This is a genomic window from Streptomyces sp. NBC_00178, from assembly GCF_036206005.1.
Lineage (GTDB): Bacteria > Actinomycetota > Actinomycetes > Streptomycetales > Streptomycetaceae > Streptomyces.
The window spans coordinates 5,118,266-5,135,778 of record NZ_CP108143.1; the positions used below are offsets into that span (position 1 = coordinate 5,118,266).

Annotated in this window: 9 protein-coding genes; 4 read left to right on the forward strand and 5 right to left on the reverse strand. The window is 71.7% G+C overall.

Features of this window, described 5'->3' with window-relative positions:
• Nucleotides 1-179: 179 nt before the first annotated feature.
• Nucleotides 180-1,886: a maltose alpha-D-glucosyltransferase gene (treS, locus tag OHT61_RS22620; protein WP_329040719.1), complete on the reverse strand. Its 1,707-nt coding sequence runs from the start codon at nt 1,884-1,886 to the stop codon at nt 180-182.
• Entirely contained in the window at nt 1,883-3,979 is a 2,097-nt protein-coding gene (locus OHT61_RS22625) for an alpha-1,4-glucan--maltose-1-phosphate maltosyltransferase (RefSeq protein WP_329040721.1), read from the reverse strand. The genes treS and OHT61_RS22625 overlap by 4 nt, the downstream gene beginning before the upstream one ends.
• 709 nt (nt 3,980-4,688) lie before the next feature.
• Here OHT61_RS22625 and glgP point away from each other — a divergent pair.
• Complete coding sequence (gene glgP / locus OHT61_RS22630; protein ID WP_329040723.1) at nt 4,689-7,367, forward strand: alpha-glucan family phosphorylase; 2,679 nt, start codon at nt 4,689-4,691, stop codon at nt 7,365-7,367.
• 192 nt (nt 7,368-7,559) lie between these two features.
• On the forward strand, nt 7,560-9,347 hold the full coding sequence (locus OHT61_RS22635) for a SpoIIE family protein phosphatase (RefSeq protein ID WP_443049623.1): 1,788 nt from the start codon (nt 7,560-7,562) through the stop codon (nt 9,345-9,347).
• Nucleotides 9,348-9,443: 96 nt separating this feature from the next.
• On the opposite strand, the gene OHT61_RS22640 is transcribed toward OHT61_RS22635, so the two are convergent.
• The 3 genes from OHT61_RS22640 to OHT61_RS22650 form a co-directional block, all read right to left on the reverse strand.
• Nucleotides 9,444-11,489: a M4 family metallopeptidase gene (locus tag OHT61_RS22640; protein WP_329040726.1), complete on the reverse strand. Its 2,046-nt coding sequence runs from the start codon at nt 11,487-11,489 to the stop codon at nt 9,444-9,446.
• 463 nt (nt 11,490-11,952) lie between these two features.
• Entirely contained in the window at nt 11,953-13,824 is a 1,872-nt protein-coding gene (locus OHT61_RS22645) for an ABC transporter ATP-binding protein (RefSeq protein WP_329040728.1), read from the reverse strand.
• Nucleotides 13,821-15,635 (reverse strand): ABC transporter ATP-binding protein, encoded by a 1,815-nt coding sequence (locus OHT61_RS22650; RefSeq protein ID WP_329040730.1) that lies wholly within the window; start codon nt 15,633-15,635, stop codon nt 13,821-13,823. Before OHT61_RS22650 ends, OHT61_RS22645 begins: the two co-directional genes overlap by 4 nt.
• A 153-nt stretch (nt 15,636-15,788) precedes the next feature.
• On the opposite strand from OHT61_RS22650, the gene OHT61_RS22655 reads away from it, so the two are divergent.
• Nucleotides 15,789-16,700: an ABC transporter ATP-binding protein gene (locus tag OHT61_RS22655; protein ID WP_329040731.1), complete on the forward strand. Its 912-nt coding sequence runs from the start codon at nt 15,789-15,791 to the stop codon at nt 16,698-16,700.
• 1 nt (nt 16,701) lies between these two features.
• On the forward strand, nt 16,702-17,484 hold the full coding sequence (locus tag OHT61_RS22660; protein ID WP_329040732.1) for an ABC transporter permease: 783 nt from the start codon (nt 16,702-16,704) through the stop codon (nt 17,482-17,484).
• Nucleotides 17,485-17,513 lie beyond the last annotated feature (29 nt).

The window sequence follows — 17,513 nt, forward strand, 5'->3', positions numbered from 1 at the left end:
CGGCTGTGCGGGACGTGTCGGGTGAGGAAAGTCCGTACGGACTCGATCGATCGGCCCCAGGGGCCGGATGGAGCCCGGAGAGCTCGATATGGGGGAGAGTGCCCCGTGCGGGGCGGTGGAAACCGCCCCGCGGGTGGCGCCCCGGGGCCGGGGCGCCGTCAGCCGCCCGTCGTCGGCGGTCAGCCGACCGGGGCGTCCTTGCGCATGCGGAACCAGTAGAAACCGTGGCCCGCGAGTGTCAGCAGGTAGGGCCACTGGCCGACGGCCGGGAAGCGCACCCCGCCGATCAGCTCCACCGGATGACGCCCGTCGAAGGCCCGCAGATCGAGTTCCGTCGGCTGTGCGAACCGCGAGAAGTTGTGGACGCACATGACGAGATCGTCCTTGTACTCACGCGTGAACGCGATCACCGCGGGGTTCGACGACGGCAGCTCGTTGTACGAGCCGAGGCCGAACGCCGGGTTCTGCTTGCGGATCTCGATCATCCGCCGCGTCCAGTGCAGCAGCGACGACGGCGAGGCCATGGACGCCTCGACGTTGGTGACCTGGTAGCCGTAGACCGGGTCCATGATGGTGGGAAGGTAGAGCCGCCCCGGGTCGCTGGACGAGAAACCCGCGTTGCGGTCCGGCGTCCACTGCATCGGGGTGCGCACGGCGTCCCGGTCGCCCAGCCAGATGTTGTCGCCCATCCCGATCTCGTCCCCGTAGTAGAGGATCGGGGAACCGGGCAGGGACAGCAGCAGCGCCGTGAACAGCTCGATCTGGTTGCGGTCGTTGTCCAGGAGCGGGGCGAGCCGGCGGCGGATGCCGATGTTGGCGCGCATCCGCGGGTCCTTGGCGTACTCCGCGTACATGTAGTCGCGCTCTTCGTCCGTCACCATCTCGAGCGTGAGCTCGTCGTGGTTGCGCAGGAAGATGCCCCACTGGCAGCCCGACGGGATCTCCGGCGTCTTCGCGAGGATCTCGGAGACGGGATAGCGGCTCTCCCGCCTGACGGCCATGAAGATCCGTGGCATCACCGGGAAGTGGAACGCCATGTGGCACTCGTCGCCGCCCCCGGTGTAGTCGCCGAAGTAGTCGACGACGTCCTCGGGCCACTGGTTGGCCTCGGCCAGCAGCACCGTGTCCGGGTAGTTGGCGTCGATCTCCTTGCGGACCCGCTTGAGGAAGTCGTGGGTCTCCGGGAGGTTCTCGCAGTTGGTGCCCTCGCGCTGGTAGAGGTAGGGCACGGCGTCCACGCGGAACCCGTCGATGCCCAGGTCCAGCCAGAAGCGCAGGGCCGAGATGATCTCCTCCTGCACCGCCGGGTTCTCGTAGTTGAGATCGGGCTGGTGCGAGAAGAACCGGTGCCAGTAGTACTGCTTGCGCACCGGGTCGAAGGTCCAGTTGGACGTCTCCGTGTCGACGAAGATGATCCGCGCGTCCGGGAACTGCTTGTCGTCGTCCGCCCAGACGTAGTAGTCGCCGTACGGTCCGTCCGGATCGGTCCGCGACTGCTGGAACCAGTCGTGCTGGTCGCTCGTGTGGTTCATGACGAAGTCGATGATCACGCGCATGCCGCGCTGGTGCGCGGCGTCGACGAACTCCACGAAGTCGGCGAGGTCGCCGAACTCCGGAAGCACTGCGGTGTAGTCGGAGACGTCGTAACCGCCGTCTCGCAGCGGGGACTTGAAGAACGGCGGCAGCCACAGGCAGTCGACGCCCAGCCACTGCAGGTAGTCCAGCTTGGCGGTCAGGCCCTTGAGGTCACCCACGCCGTCCCCGTTGGAGTCCTGGAAGGAGCGGACGAGTACCTCGTAGAAGACGGCGCGCTTGAACCAGTCGGGGTCGCGGTCCTTGGCGGGAGTGTCCTCGAACAGGTCGTGGACGGGCTCATTGACGATCATGGCGTGGGTGACCCTCCGGTCGGCGGGGACGGTCGCAGGGCGACGATGTGCGCGGGTGTCACACCCGGCTCGAGGCGCACATAGAAGGTCCTGCCCCAGTGATAGGTGTCGCCGGTGAGCTCGTCGCGCACCGGCACGCTCTCGTGCCAGTCGAGGCCGAGGCGCGGCATGTCCAACGAGACCGTGGCCTCCTGGGTGTGGTGAGGGTCGAGGTTGACGACCACGAGGACGGCATCCGGGCCCGACCGCTTGCTGTAGGCGATCAGGGCGTCGTTGTCGACGGAGTGGAAGTGCACGTCGCGCAGTTGCTGGAGTGCCGGATGGCGACGACGGACCCGGTTGAGGGAGGTGATCAGGGGGGCGAGCGAGCGGCCCTCACGTTCCGCGGACTCCCAGTCCCTGGGCCTGAGTTGGTATTTCTCCGAGTCGTGGTACTCCTCGCTCCCGGGATGCGCCGGGGTGTTCTCGCACAGCTCGAAGCCCGCGTACACGCCCCAGGAGGGGGACAGCGTCGCGGCCAGCACGGCCCGGGCCTCGAAGGCGGGGCGGCCCCCGTCCTGGAGGTAACCGGGAAGAATGTCGGGCGTGTTCACGAAGAAGTTGGGGCGCATGTACGAGGAACTCTCGCCCGAGAGCTCGGTGACGTACTCGGTGAGTTCGCCCTTCGTGTTACGCCAGGTGAAGTAGGTGTACGACTGCTGGAAGCCGACCGAGGCCAGCGCGCGCATCATCGCCGGGCGGGTGAAGGCCTCCGCCAGGAAGATCACGTCCGGGTCGGTGCGGTTGACGTCGGCGATCACCTTCTCCCAGAAGACGACCGGCTTGGTGTGCGGGTTGTCGACACGGAAGATCCGTACGCCGTGGTCCATCCAGAACCGCAGGATGCGCACGGTCTCGCGCACGATCCCGGCCATGTCCTGATCGAAGGCGATGGGATAGATGTCCTGGTACTTCTTCGGCGGGTTCTCGGCGTACGCGATCGACCCGTCCGGGCGGTGGTGGAACCACTCCGGGTGCTCAGTGACCCACGGGTGGTCCGGGGAGCACTGGAGCGCGAAGTCCAGCGCCACCTCCATCCGCAGGGTGCGCGCCGTCGCCACGAAGTGGTCGAAGTCCTCCAGCGTCCCGAGGTCCGGGTGGACCGCGTCGTGGCCGCCGTCGGCCGAGCCGATCGCCCAGGGCACCCCGGGGTCGTCGGCACCGGGGGTGAGGGTGTTGTTGGGGCCCTTGCGGTGGGTGGTGCCGATCGGGTGGACCGGCGGGAGGTAGACGACGTCGAACCCCATCGCGGCCACGGCGGGAAGCCGTTCGGCTGCGGTGCGGAACGTGCCGCTGACCAGCCTGGTGGCCGGCGCGGCGACCTCCGCGGTGACTGCGGAAACCTTCTTCCGCGTGGCGGCGGCCGTCTTCGCGGTCTTCGTGGCCCGCGGCTTCCGCGCCGGCTTCGCGGGCGCCACCGGCTCCAGCCGGGCGCCCTCCGAACGCGGGAACAGCTCGTACCAGGAGCCGTACAGGGCGCGCCGCCGCTCGACGGTCAGCGGCAGCGGCCGGGACGCTGTGACCAGCTCGCGCAGGGGGTGGCGGCCGAGCGCGTCGTCCACCTCGGGGGCCAGCGCGGCGGCGAGCCGGGCGGCGGCGGGGCGGCCGGTGTCGCGCAGCGCGTCGACCGCGGCCAGCACGGCCTCGCGGCCGTCCTTCTTGGGCACGCCCTCGGCGGCCCGTGCGTAGAGCTCCGCCCCCTCCGCGAACACGAGAGCGGTGTCGATGTCCGCGGGGATCTTGATCCGCGCGGCCGTGCGCCACGTGGTGACGGGGTCGCTCCACGCCTCGACGGTGTACGTCCAGGCCCCCTCGGCGTCGGGGGTGACGTCCGCGCCCCAGCGGTCGGTGCCGGGAGCGAGCTCGCGCATCCGCGTCCAGGGGCCGGGCCGTCCGTTCGCGTCGCACAGGACGACGTTGGCGGCCACCGCGTCGTGGCCCTCGCGAAAGACTGTGGCGCTGACCTGGAAGGTCTCGCCCGCGACGGCTTTGGCCGGCCGTCTGCCGCAGTCGACGAGCGGAGTCACGTCCAGGACGGGAATGCGACCGATCATGGAATCACCTGGGGGTCGGAGCTCGGCATGCACGGTGCGCGACGTGGGCGTGAAGGGCTGACCGCGCGCGCCGCGATGGTGGGGTTGCGTCCTTTGTAGCTGCTCGGTCGTCGGCTGGCGGGCTGTGGGCATGGCCGCTCCTGTCCGCGTTCACTCGAATGGCACTCGAATGGCAGGTGCGCGGGGGATTCGGGCTCCGACCGGGGCACCTGGGGTGTGCAGCGCGGGACTGTTACCGGGGGAGCCTTCCCACCGTTCTCGGGCGGCCAACCCGGCGGTGTGTTAACTCCTGGGTGCAACCGGTGCACACGCACATGTCCGCGCGCCGGTCCTCCGGCGGTTTCGCGGGCACCTCCGAAGCCTTCCCTGTGGTGCGGGGTGCCACAAGTCCGCGTGAGGTGGGGAAATCAGCCATATCGCCCGTGACAGATGGGTACGCAACTGGCGCATCTGGCCCATGGGGCAGTCGAGGGAGAGGGAGCGTACGAGGGCCCGGTGACGGATGTGGCGTCAGGAACGGGCGGGGGACGGCGCGTACGGTGCAGCGCCGGTGACGGGGGCGGGCGGGACGGGCGGCCGGGGTCCCACTGAGCCGTCCGCGCGCCGTGGCCGCGTACGGCGGCACACGGCTACCGTCGAGGGTGACGGAGAGGGCGTCCACCGTCGTGCGTCCCCTCGGATCCGTACGTCCCCTGTAAAGGTGGGATACGTGAAGGCCATTCGTCGATTCACCGTGCGTCCCGTCCTCCCCGAACCCCTGCGACCGCTCAGCGACCTCGCCCGCAACCTGCGCTGGTCCTGGCACACCGACACCCAAGAGCTGTTCCGGGCGGCCGACCCCGAGGGGTGGCGGCCCGCGGACGCCGACCCCGTCCGGCTGCTCGGTGCCGTCTCCGCCGCCCGGCTCTCCGAGCTGGCCGGGGACAGGAACTTCCTGGACCGCCTCGCCGAGGTGTCCGGGGACCTGAAGGAGTACCTCGGCGGCCCGAGGTGGTATCAGGACCAGCTCTCCCAGGGCGCGGAGCTCCCCGCGGCCATCGCCTACTTCTCCCCCGAGTTCGGGGTGACCGCAGCCCTGCCGCAGTACTCCGGAGGGCTCGGCATCCTGGCCGGCGACCACCTGAAGGCCGCCAGCGACCTGGGCGTACCCCTGATCGGGGTCGGCCTGCTCTACCGGCACGGCTACTTCCGCCAGAGCCTGTCCCGCGACGGCTGGCAGCAGGAGCACTACCCCGTCCTCGACCCCAACGAGCTGCCGCTCACCCTCCTGCGGGAGACCGACGGCACCCCCAGCCGGGTGGTGCTCGCGCTGCCCGGCGGCCGCTCGCTGTACGCCTGCGTCTGGCAGGCCCAGGTCGGTCGCGTGCCCCTGCTGCTCCTGGACTCCGACGTCGAGGAGAACGCCCCGGGCGAGCGCGACGTCACCGACCGGCTCTACGGCGGCGGCAGCGACCACCGGCTGCTGCAGGAGATGCTGCTCGGCATCGGCGGGGTGCGCGCGGTGCGCACCTACTGCCGGCTGACCGGGCACCCGGCGCCCGAGGTGTTCCACACCAACGAGGGCCACGCCGGATTCCTCGGCCTGGAGCGGATCAGGGAACTCTCCGAGACCGGACTGGACTTCGACGCCGCCATCGAGGTCGTGCGGGCCGGCGCGGTCTTCACCACGCACACCCCGGTCCCCGCCGGGATAGACCGCTTCGACCGCCAGCTCGTGGCCCGCCACTTCGGGGACGACGGCGAACTGCCCGGGGTCCCCGTGGACAAGGTCCTGCGCCTCGGCATGGAGACCCACGAGGGCGGCGAGCCCGGCCTCTTCAACATGGCGGTGATGGGACTGCGGCTCGCCCAGCGCGCCAACGGCGTCTCCACCCTGCACGGGGCCGTCAGCCGGGAGATGTTCTCCGGGCTGTGGCCGGGATTCGACCCCTCCGAGGTGCCGATCACCTCGGTGACCAACGGCGTGCACGCGCCGACATGGGTCGCCCCCGAGGTTCTGCGGCTCGGAGCGGGCACATCCGGCTCCGCACGTGCGGAGAACACCGCGGCCGGAGCGGGGTCCGGCGCGGCGGACGGCGCCGGCGGCGGCCGGACCGGCACGCCCGGGGACCAGGGCGCCGTGACGACCGCCTCCGACCGCGAGATCTGGGACCTGCGCAGGGGTCTGCGCGAACAGCTCGTCACCGAGGTGCGCACACGTCTCCACGCCTCGTGGCGCCGTCGGGGCGCGGGCAGCGCCGAGCTCGGCTGGATCGACGACGTCCTCGACCCCGACGTGCTGACCATCGGCTTCGCCCGCCGGGTGCCCTCGTACAAGCGCCTCACGCTCATGCTCCACGACCGTGACCGGCTGAGGGAACTGCTGCTCCACCCGACGCACCCGATCCAGATCGTCGTCGCCGGCAAGGCCCACCCCGCGGACGACGGCGGCAAGCGGCTGATCCAGGAACTGGTGCGTTTCGCCGACGACCCCCGGGTGCGCCACCGCATCGTCTTCCTGCCGGACTACGGCATGGCCATGGCCCAGAAGCTCTACCCGGGCTGCGACGTCTGGCTCAACAACCCGCTGCGCCCCCTGGAGGCGTGCGGTACGAGCGGGATGAAGGCGGCGCTGAACGGCTGCCTGAACCTGTCCGTGCGCGACGGATGGTGGGACGAGTGGTTCGGGCCGGACTTCGGCTGGGCGATCCCCACCGCCGACGGCTCCGCCACCGGGGAGGAGCGGCGCGACGAGCTGGAGGCCAACGCCCTCTACGCGCTCATCGAGGACCGCGTCGCCCCGCGCTTCTACGACCGTAACGCCGACGACCTGCCCGAGCGGTGGATCGAGATGGTCCGCAGCACGCTGGTCACCCTGGGGCCCAAGGTCCTCGCGGGACGCATGGTGCGCGAGTACGTCGAGCGGCTCTACGCTCCGGCCGCCCGGGCCCGCCGGGCACTGGAGCCCGCGTCCGCCCGGGAGCTCGCCGCCTGGAAGTCCAGGATCCGCGCCGCCTGGCCGCAGGTCGCCGTCGACCACGTGGAGGCCGCGGCCGACACGGTCGTCGGGGACTCGGCGGAGCTCGGGTCCACCCTGGCGCTCCGGGTCCGGGTCGCCCTCGGCGGTCTCGACCCGGACGACGTGGAGGTGCAGGTCGTCGCCGGACGCGTGGACTCCGGCGACGCGATCGCCGAGGCCCGGACGTTTCCGCTGAAGCCGGCGGGCGGACACGACCTGGAGGACCGCTGGCTCTACGAGGGCCCGCTCGCCCTCGACCGCACCGGCCCCTACGGATACACCGTGCGCGTCCTGCCCTCGCACCGGCTGCTCGCCTCGGGTGCGGAACTCGGCCTGGTCGTGGTGCCGAACGCGTCCACGGGCGACGGCGGCGGGGTGCTCCTGCGCTGACGTCCCGCGGCTGCGACGGGCCCGGCGTGCGTGCTGCGCCGGGCCCGTCGTCGTGCCCCGCTGTCCCACGGGACGACCGGCAGGGGTTTTTTCGCCGTGATCTCGCTAACATGACAGCCCTGCCGGTGCTGCCCAGCAGCCACCGACGTGACGAGCGAGGCGTTCCCCCGGACGCGAGTGGAGGTCAGCACGGTGAACGGCGGCGGAGGCCGAGCGAGACGCCTGACCCGTCGGCCGGCCGCGAAGGGGGGTGTCTCCCGGCTGCTGCACATCCGCCAGTCCGAGCCAGGCGCCCTGCGCGGCGACCGCTTCACCTCCGCGGTCCGGATGCGCTGGCTCAACGCGGCGAGTACCCGGATCGGCACGAGCCTCGACCTGGAGCGGACGGCCGAGGAGCTGGCCGCGTACAGCGTCCCGAGGCTCGCCGACGGTGCCGCCGTCGACCTGCTGGAGTCCGTGCTGCGCGGCGAGGAGGGCGAGCGGGTCACCGGCGCCGCGGTTCCCGTCACGCGGGCCATGGCGGTCCGGGCCATCGAGTCGCTGAAGGGGCTCGAACCCTCGCCCGTGGGTGAGGTCGTCGACCGCAGGGAGCGTCGCGAGACGCTGCTGACCACCGAGTGCCTGCGCAACGGCCGGCCCGTGCTGGTCAGCCGGATGACTCCGCGGGACTACGAGCGCGTCACCCCCACCGCGAGCGCCGCGGTGGCCATGCGGCGCCAGGGCGTCCACAGCTACATGGCCGTGCCCCTGACCGCGCGCGGCGTCCTGCTGGGATCCGCGGACTTCGTGCGCGCCGGGGACAGCCCGCCCTTCAACCGCGCGGACCTGGACCTGGCGGGTCAGCTGGCTTCCATGGCGGCCGTCTTCATAGACAACGCGCGGCTCTACGGGCGGGAGCGCGAGCACGTCGTCTCCCTCCAGCGTTCCCTGCTGCCGCGCGCCACCCCCCGCACACCGGGGCTGCGGGTGCACGCCCACTACGCCCCCGCCGTCGACGCGCACGGGGTGGGCGGCGACTGGTACGACGTGGTGGCGCTGCCCGGGGGCCGCACGGCGCTGGTCGTCGGTGACGTCACCGGCCACGGTCTGCCCGCCGCCGCCACCATGGGCCGGCTGCGGACCGTCGCCCGCACCCTCATGACGCTGGACATCGCGCCCGACCGGGTGCTGGCCCGGCTCGACCTCGCCACCCGCGACCTGGAGGACGACCAGGTCGCCACCTGCCTGTGCGCGGTGTACGACCCGGCGGACTCCAGCTACACGATCGCGAGCGCCGGGCATCCGCCGCCGCTGCTGGTCGACGCCGGCGGCACCGCCCGCTACGTCGACGTACCGGTCGGGGCGCCGCTGGGGGCGGGCGTCATCCCGTACGACCCGCTGCGGCTGCGCGGGCCGGTCGGCGCGCGGCTGGTCCTGTACACCGACGGGCTGATCAAGACGCGGACCGACGACGTGGACGTGCAGCTGGAGACGCTCCGGACGTCCGTCGCCACGATGCCACCCGAACTCCTGGATTCCGGGAAGCCGTTGACCTGCCCCCGGCCGGACGACGGCCGCTTCGACGAAGCGGTGCTGCTCGTCGCGGGGGGCCACGAGCTGCCCGCCGACGTGCGGCTGCGGGAGTGGGACCTGCCGACCGAGGGGAACCCCGCCTCCACGGCCCGCAAGCTCGTCACCGAGCAGCTCGCCCTGTGGGGTCTCGGCGAACTCGCGGACGTGACGGAGCTGGTCGTCAGCGAGCTCGTCGGCAACGCCCTGCGCTACGGCGGCGGGCCCGGCCGGCTCAGGCTGCTGCGCGACGAACGGCTCGTGGTGGAGCTCGCCGACACCGGTCCCGACCTGCCGCAGATCCAGCACGCCGACGTCAGCGACGAGGGCGGCCGGGGACTCCAGCTCATCAACCTGCTGTGCCGGAGCTGGGGTTCGTGCCGTACGGCGACCGGCAAGGTGGTCTGGGCCGAGCAGAACATCCCCGACTGAACGCGGGACGGCCCGGGGGAAGCGAGCTTCCCCGGGCCGTCCCCTGTCCTTCGCGCCGTCCCGGGGACGCCTGGCCAGGCGTCCCCGGGCAGTGCGTCAGAAGGTCAGCTTGACGCTGTTGAAGGTGCCGGTGTCGCCGGAGTAGGCGTCCTGGATCCTGAGGTTCCAGGTGCCGTTGGCCGCCTCGGACGAGGCGTTGACCGTGTAGGTCGCCACCACGTTGTCAGCGGAGTCGCTGGACGAGGAGTTCTTCAGCCGGTACGCCGTGCCGTCCGGGGCCACCAGGTCGAGGACGAGGTCACCGCGGTAGGTGTGCGTGATGTTGACCGCCACCGACAGGGTGCTCGGCGCGTTGCCGGTGAGGCCGGTGACGACGACCGGGATGTTGGTGGTGCTGCGGTCGGCGAGGGCCTTCACTGTCGTGTTCTGGAAGACCTTGCCACCCGGGTCGGGGTCGCCGCCGCCGGGGCGCGAGCCCACGGCGATGCCGGCCCAGGCGTTGGCCACCGCGGTGTACTCGGCGCTGGAGGCGCCGTACAGCTCGGTCGCCACCGCCAGCGTGCCCGTGCGGGCCGCGGCGTAGTTCGTGGTGGAGGTGAACTTCGTGGTGAGCGCCTTGAACCAGATCTGCAGCGCCTTGTCCCGGCCGATGCCGGTCACCGGAAGGCCGTCCGACGTCGGGGAGTTGTAGCTCACCCCGTTCACGGTCTTCGCGCCGCTGCCCTCGGACAGCAGGTAGAAGAAGTGGTTGGCCGGGCCCGAGGAGTAGTGGACGTCGATCGAGCCGAGGCCGGAGTACCAGGAGTCCTTGGACGCCCCGTCCTTGCTCGGCTTGTCCATGTAACGCAGCGGCGTGCCGTCGCCGTTGATGTCGATCTTCTCGCCGACGAGGTAGTCGCCCGGGTCCGTCGAGGTGTTGGAGTAGAACTCCACACCCGCCGCGAAGATGTCCGACGTGGCCTCGTTGAGGCCGCCCGACTCGCCGCTGTAGTTGAGACCCGCGGTGTTGGAGGTGACGCCGTGCGTCATCTCGTGGGCCGCCACGTCCAGCGAGGTCAGGGGTGCGGCGTTGCCGCTGCCGTCGCCGTACGTCATGCAGAAGCAGCTGTCGGACCAGAAGGCGTTGACGTAGTTGTTGCCGTAGTGCACGCGCGAGTACGCGCCGACTCCGTCACCCCGGATGCCGGTGCGGCCCATCACGTTCTTGTAGAAGTCCCACGTCTCCGCGGCGCCGTAGTGCGCGTCGGCCCCGGCGGTCTCCGTGTTGGACGCACTGCCGTTGCCCCAGACGTCGTCGGGGCCGGAGAACAGGGTCCCGGTGCCGGACGTGCCGCGGTTCAGGTTGTACGTCTTGTGGCTGCCGCGCGCGCTGTCCGTCAGGTTGTACGAGCTGCCGGAGCCCGAGGTGCCCAGCGTGACCGTGCCGCTGTACTGCGTGTTGCCCGTGCCGTTCTCGATGGCCTGCCACTCGAACAGCTTGGCGCCCGACGAGGCGTCGGTGATGACGTGCAGCTCGTTCGGCGTGCCGTCGTGCTGGAGACCTCCGACCACGGTCTCGTACGCGAGCTGCGGGGTGCCGTTCGCCGCCCAGACGACCTTGCGCGGGGCCTTGCTCGCCTCGGTGCTCTTCGAGCCGTCCGCCCTGGCGGCGGTCAGGGCCTGCTTCTCGGCGGCGGCCGGCGCGACGTCCGCCGCGGTGCCGACGGCCTTCAGCTGCGCTCCGGTCGCCTTCGACGCCTTGGTGACGCCCTCGGTCCTCCCCGCCTTCGACTCGGCCACGACGAGGTCGCCGCCGAGGACCGGGAGCCCGTCGAGCGTGCGCTCGTAGCGGGTGTGGGTGGTGCCGTCGACGTCCTTGACGACATCCCGTACCACGAGCTTCTCCGTCGACCCGAGGCCGAGCTCCTTGGCGGTGGCCGCCTTGGTGGAGTTGGCCTCCCGGAGCAGTTCGGCCCGCTGGGCGGGGGAGAGCTTCGCGGGCAGCGCGCCGGGGTCGGCGCCCTTCACGGCGGCGGCCGGGGCCGCGGTCGCGCCTTCCGGGGCGGCCGTTGCGGCACCGCCCTGCATTCCTACGGCGAGGAGGGCTGCTGCGGCTATCAGAGCGCCGGTCGCGGTGGCACGACGGCTGGGCGTGGGTCTCACGCGGACTCCTTCTGCGAGGGGGGTCACGGCCGACTGGGTGAGCCGACCGGCAGAGCAGGCGGTGCGTGGAACGGGGGAAGAGTGCCAGCAGAAACCGGTGCGTGTCAGGACCGCGTCAATACAATGGCCGGAAGTCGTCCGTTGCCGGAAGTGCCGTGTTCGTTAAGCGGACGTTTCGCCCTGTGTCATCCCGGTGCTCTACGGGGGCTGCCGGAGCACCGGGGGGCCGGAAACGGCGGGAGGACTTGAGATTTCGTTCGAATCCGCGCCGTTCGAACAGGAACGCCCGCCGGAGGTGCGGAAACGGAGTCGGGGCGGCGTGGAACTGTGGCCAGTTCCACGCCGCCCCGAACGGCCGTTCAGAAGGAGCCGCAGGCACCGGGCGAGACGCCGTCCGGATGGACGGAACCGCGTGGTGCGAGTGACGGGTGCCGCCGCGCGGCGACCACTCGCGTCACACGCGTCACGCCAGGCTCTCGCGCCACGCGCGGTGCAGCCCCGCGAACCGGCCGGTCCCCGCGATGAGATCCGCCGGGGCTCCGTCCTCGACCACGCACCCCCGCTCCATCACCAGCACGCGGTCGGCGATCTCCACCGTCGACAGCCGGTGGGCGATCACCACGGCGGTGCGCCCGTGCAGCACGGTGTCCATCGCACGCTGCACCGCCCGCTCGCCGGGCACGTCGAGCGAACTCGTCGCCTCGTCCAGGATCAGCACCGCCGGATCCGCCAGCAACGCCCGTGCGAAGCCGACCAGTTGCCGCTGCCCCGCGGAGATGCGGCCACCGCGCTTGCGTACGTCGGTGGCGTAGCCGTCGGGCAGGGCGCTGATGAAGTCGTGCGCCCCGATCGCCTTGGCCGCGTGCTCGATCTCCTCGGGCGTCGCGTCCGGACGGCCGATCGCGATGTTCTCGGCGATCGTCCCGGAGAACAGGAACGCCTCCTGGGTCACCATCACCACGCCCCGCCGCAGTTCGCCGGTGGCCAGATCGCGCAGATCCGTCCCGTCGAGCAGCACCCGTCCCTCCGTCGGGTCGTAGAAGCGCGCCAGCAGCTTGGCCAGCGTCGACTTGCCCGCGCCCGTCGAACCGACCACCGCCACCGTCTGGCCCGCCGGGATCGTCAGGGCGAAGCGGGGCAGGACCTCGCCGCCCGTCCGGTACGCGAACCGCACCCCGTCGAAGGTGACCTCACGTCCCGGGTGCTCGCCGGCCGAGGGCGGCAGCGCCTTCGGCGCGAGCGGTTCCGGGACGGAGGGCGTCTGGGCCAGCAGGCCGGCGATCTTCTCCAGCGAGGCGGCCGCCGACTGGTAGGAGTTGAGGAACATCGCGAGCCGGTCGATCGGGTCGTAGAGCCTGCGGAGATAGAGCACGGCGGCCGCCAGCACGCCGAGGGCCAGCGTGCCCGACGCCACACGGTAGGCACCCCACAGCACCATGCCGGCCACCGCCGTGTTGGCGACCAGCCGGGACCCGACGACGTAACGGGCCATCTCCAGCAGGGCGTCGCCGTTCGTACGTTCGTGGCGGTGGTTGAGCACCGCGAAGTCCTGGTCGTTGGCGCGCTCCCGGCGGAAGGCCTGCACGGGACGGATCCCGTTCATCGTCTCGGCGAACTTCACGATGACCCCGGCCATCGCCGACGAGCGGGCCGAGTAGGCATCGGCGGCCCGCCGGCGGTAGCTCCGCACCAGCAGGTACAGGGGAGCGAAGGAGGCCACCGCGATGGCCCCGATGCCGAGATCGAGCCAGAAGAGCAGCAGCGAGATCGACACGAACGACAGGATCACGCCGATCAGTTCCTGGAGCCCCTCGCTGAGCAGTTCGCGCAGGGACTCCACGTCCGTCGTCGACCGGGAGATCAGCCGGCCCGAGGTGTAGCGCTCGTGGAAGTCCACACTCAGCGCCTGGGCGTGGCGGAAGATCCGGCCGCGCAGGTCCAGCAGCACGTCCTGGTTGATCCGCGCGGCCGCCCGGATGAAGGCGTACTGCATGATCCCGCCGGCCAGCGAACACAGCGCGTACCCGGCGCCGACGGCGGCCAGCGGCCCGTAGTCGTGGTCCCGGAACGCCGGCACGCCGCTGTCGATCGCGTACGCCACCAGCAGCGGCCCCGCCTGTACGGCCGCCTGCTGGACCAGCAGCAGGAGGGAGGCCACCACCACCCTGGCCCGCATCGGGCCGAGCAGGGACATCAGCAGTGCCCGGGTCGCGCCCCTGGGCGTGGGGAGGGAGTCGCCCTCGAAGGCGTCGTCCTCCGGGCGCGCCGGCCCGGGTCCCCCGTCGGGCAGGTCGTCGCCGGCCAGGGCGGGACCGTCGGCTGTCGTACTGCTCATCGGGTGCCGCCCTCCTCGGGCACGAGGACACCGGCGCCGTCATGGGCACCGGCCATCAGCCAGGCGTACTCGGAGCTGGTCCGCAGGAGTTCCTGATGGGTGCCCACGGCGGTGATCCGGCCCTCCGACAGGAGCGCCACCCGGTCCGCGAGCATCACGGTGGACGGGCGGTGCGCGACGACCACGGCCGTCGTATCCGCCAGAACGCGCCGCAGAGCCGCCTCCACCAGGGCTTCCGTGTGCACGTCCAGCGCCGACAGGGGATCGTCGAGCACGAGGAACCGGGGCCCGCCGACCACGGCGCGGGCCAGCGCGAGGCGCTGACGCTGACCGCCGGAGAGGCTCAGCCCCTGCTCCCCGACCTGGGTGCCGGCGCCCTGCGGGAGGTCGTCGACGAAGCCCGCCTGCGCGACGGACAGGGCACGGCGCAGGTCCTCCTCGCCCGCTCCCTCCGCACCCATCAGCACGTTCTCCGCGACCGTGGCCGAGAAGAGGGTCGGCTCCTCGAAGGCCACCGACACCAGCTCGCGCAGCCTGGGACGCTCCATCAGGGCGATGTCCTCGCCGTCCAGCAGGATCCGGCCGGCGGTCACGTCGTGCAGCCGGGGGACGAGGGCCGTCAGCGTCGTCTTGCCGGAACCCGTCGCGCCGACCAGGGCCATCGTCTCGCCGGGACGGACCCGCAGGTCGATCCGGGCGAGCACCGGCGGGGAGCCGGGACCGGCGTCGGGGTAGCGGAACTCCACGCCCTCGAAGACGATGCCCGCCTCGCCCGCACCCGCCTTCCCCGCAGGGCCGCCCGGCCCCTCGGGCTGGGGTTCCTCGGCGACGTCCATCACCTCGAAGAAGCGGTCGGCGGCGGTGGCCGACTCCTGGCTCATCGCCAGCAGGAACCCGATCGACTCGACGGGCCAGCGCAACGCGAGGGCGGTCGACAGGAAGGCCACCAGCGTCCCCGCCGACAACGCGCCGTCCGCCACCTGCACCGTGCCGAGCACCAGCGCCGCCCCGATGGCCAGCTCGGGGATGGCGGTGACGAGCGCCCAGATCCCGGCGAGGAGCCGCGCCTTGCCCAGCTCGGTACCGCGCAGCCGCAGGGCGAGCGTGCGGAAGGCCAGTGCCTGGCTGCGGTTCCGGCCGAAGCCCTTGACGATCCGGATGCCGAGCACGCTCTCCTCGACGACCGTCGTGAGGTCACCGACCTGGTCCTGGGCCTTGCGGGCCACCAGCGCGTACTTCGTCTCGAAGAGGGAGCACAGGATCATCAACGGCACCGCGGGCACCAGCAGGACCAGTCCCAGAGACCAGTCCTGGGCGAACAGGATGACGAAACCGACCAGGATCGTGGTCCCGTTCACCAGCAGGAAGGTCAGCGGGAAGGCCAGGAACATCCGCATGAGCATCAGGTCCGTGGTGCCGCGGGAGAGGAGCTGACCCGAGGGCCAGCGGTCGTGGAACGCCACGGGCAGGCGCTGCAGGTGGCGGTAGAGGTCGGCGCGCATCGACGCCTCCACGCTCGCCAGCGGCCGGGCCACGAGCCACCGGCGCAGCCCGAACAGTCCTGCCTCCAGGATGCCCAGCAGCAGCAGCCAGAGCGCCCCCAGCCACACCCCGCCGGGGTCGCGCCGCGCTACCGGGCCGTCCACCATCCACTTCAGTACGAGGGGGATGACCAGGGTGAGGGAGGAGGCCACAACGGCCACGAGCGCGGCACCGAGCCAGCGCGTACGCACCGGCCGGACGTAGGGCCACAGGCGCAGGAGGGAGCGCACGGCGGACCGGTCCGTGGGCTCTGCAGGTTTTTCGGGCATCAGGAGTGAGCCTAAGGTTCACCACTGACATCACTCACCTGGTTTTCGGGTCACGCCGGCCGGGCCGCAGCGCCGTATCAGCCGATCGGCCGATGCGGTCCGGAGCCCGTCGGCGGATACCGGCGCCGCCCGGGCTCCGGAACCCTAGCGGGTATGGCGATCATCGAAGTGCACGGGCTGGACAAGGCCTACGGGGGACGCCGAGTGGTCCACGGCGTGGGCTTCACCGTCGAGGAGGGGGAGATCTTCGGCATCCTCGGTCCCAACGGGGCGGGCAAGACCACCACCGTCGAATGTGTCGAGGGGCTGCGGGTGCCCGACGCCGGCACGGTCAGGGTCGCGGGCCTGGACCCCGCCGCCGACCGTCACGAGATCACCCGCCTGCTCGGCGCCCAGCTCCAGGAGAGCGAACTCCAGCCCGAACTGACCGTCCGGGAGGCGCTGGAACTCCACAGCGCCTTCTACCGGCAGCCCGCCGACCGGCACGCGCTCGCGGGACGGCTGGGGCTGGAAGACCACCTGGACCACAGGTTCCGCCGGCTGTCGGGCGGCCAGAAGCAGCGCCTGTTCATCGCGCTCGCGCTCATCGGCGACCCGAGGGTGGTCGTGCTGGACGAGCTGACCACCGGCCTCGACCCGCGGGCCCGGCGGGACACCTGGCGGCTCATCGAGGAGATCCGCGACCGGGGCGTGACCGTCGTGCTGGTCACCCACTTCATGGAGGAGGCCCAGCGGCTCTGCGACCGGGTCGCGGTCATCGACGGGGGCCGGCTCGTCGCGCTCGACACCCCCGCCGGCCTGATCGGCGGTTCGGCCGCTTCGACGGTCATCTCCTTCACGCCCTCCGAGCCCCTTCCGGACAGCGGGGAACTCGCACGGCTGCCCGGGGCGGCGTCCGTCTCCGTCGGGCGGCAGGACGGACGGGTCGTGATCCACGGCACCGACGACACCGCGGACGCGGTGATCTCGCTGCTGGTCCGGCACCGCATCACCGCCCGTGGGCTCCGCGTCACGGAGACCGGCCTGGACGACGCCTTTCTCGGCCTCACCGGAAAGGACACCTGAGATGACCTCCACCACCGCCGGCACGGAATCCGGCCTCCGGACGACAGGCCCGCTCGTCGCCGTCCTCCGGGCGGAGACCCGTCTCTTCCTGCGCGAGCCGGGCAGCCTGTTCTGGATCCTGGCCTTCCCCTCGGCCCTCCTGACGATCCTCGGCCTCATCCCCTCCTTCCGGGAGGACGACGACGCACTCGGGGGGCGCAGCGTCATCGACCTGTACGTGCCGGTGGCCGTCCTGCTCGCCATGATCATGGCCGGTCTCCAGGCCATGCCGCCCGTCCTCACCGGCTACCGCGAACGGGGCGTCCTGCGCCGCATGTCCGCCACACCGGTCCGGCCGTCGGCACTGCTCACCACCCAGATCGTGCTGCACGGCGCGGCCGCGCTCGGTTCGGCCGCCCTCGTCGTGGCCGTGGGACGCGCCGCCTTCGGCGTACGGCTGCCGGAACAGGCCGCCGGCTACCTGGTCGCCCTCCTCCTGGCCGTCGCCTGCGTCCTCGCGCTCGGCGCCACCATCTGCGCACTGTCACGGACGTCCAAAGCCGCGGCCGCCGCCGGTTCGGTGGCCTACCTGCTGACGATGTTCACCGCCGGGGTCTGGGTCCCCGTCCAGGCCATGCCGGACCTGCTGCGCCGCACCGTCGAGTTCACTCCCTTCGGCGCGGCCTCCCAGGCGCTCGACCAGGCGGCCACGGGGAGTTGGCCCGACTGGACGCACCTCGTGGTCGTCGTGGCGTGGACGGCCGCACTGGGAGCGGTTTCGGCCCGGTTCTTCCGCTGGGAGTGAGGCGGGTGCCGGGCGGGGGAGACTCGGTG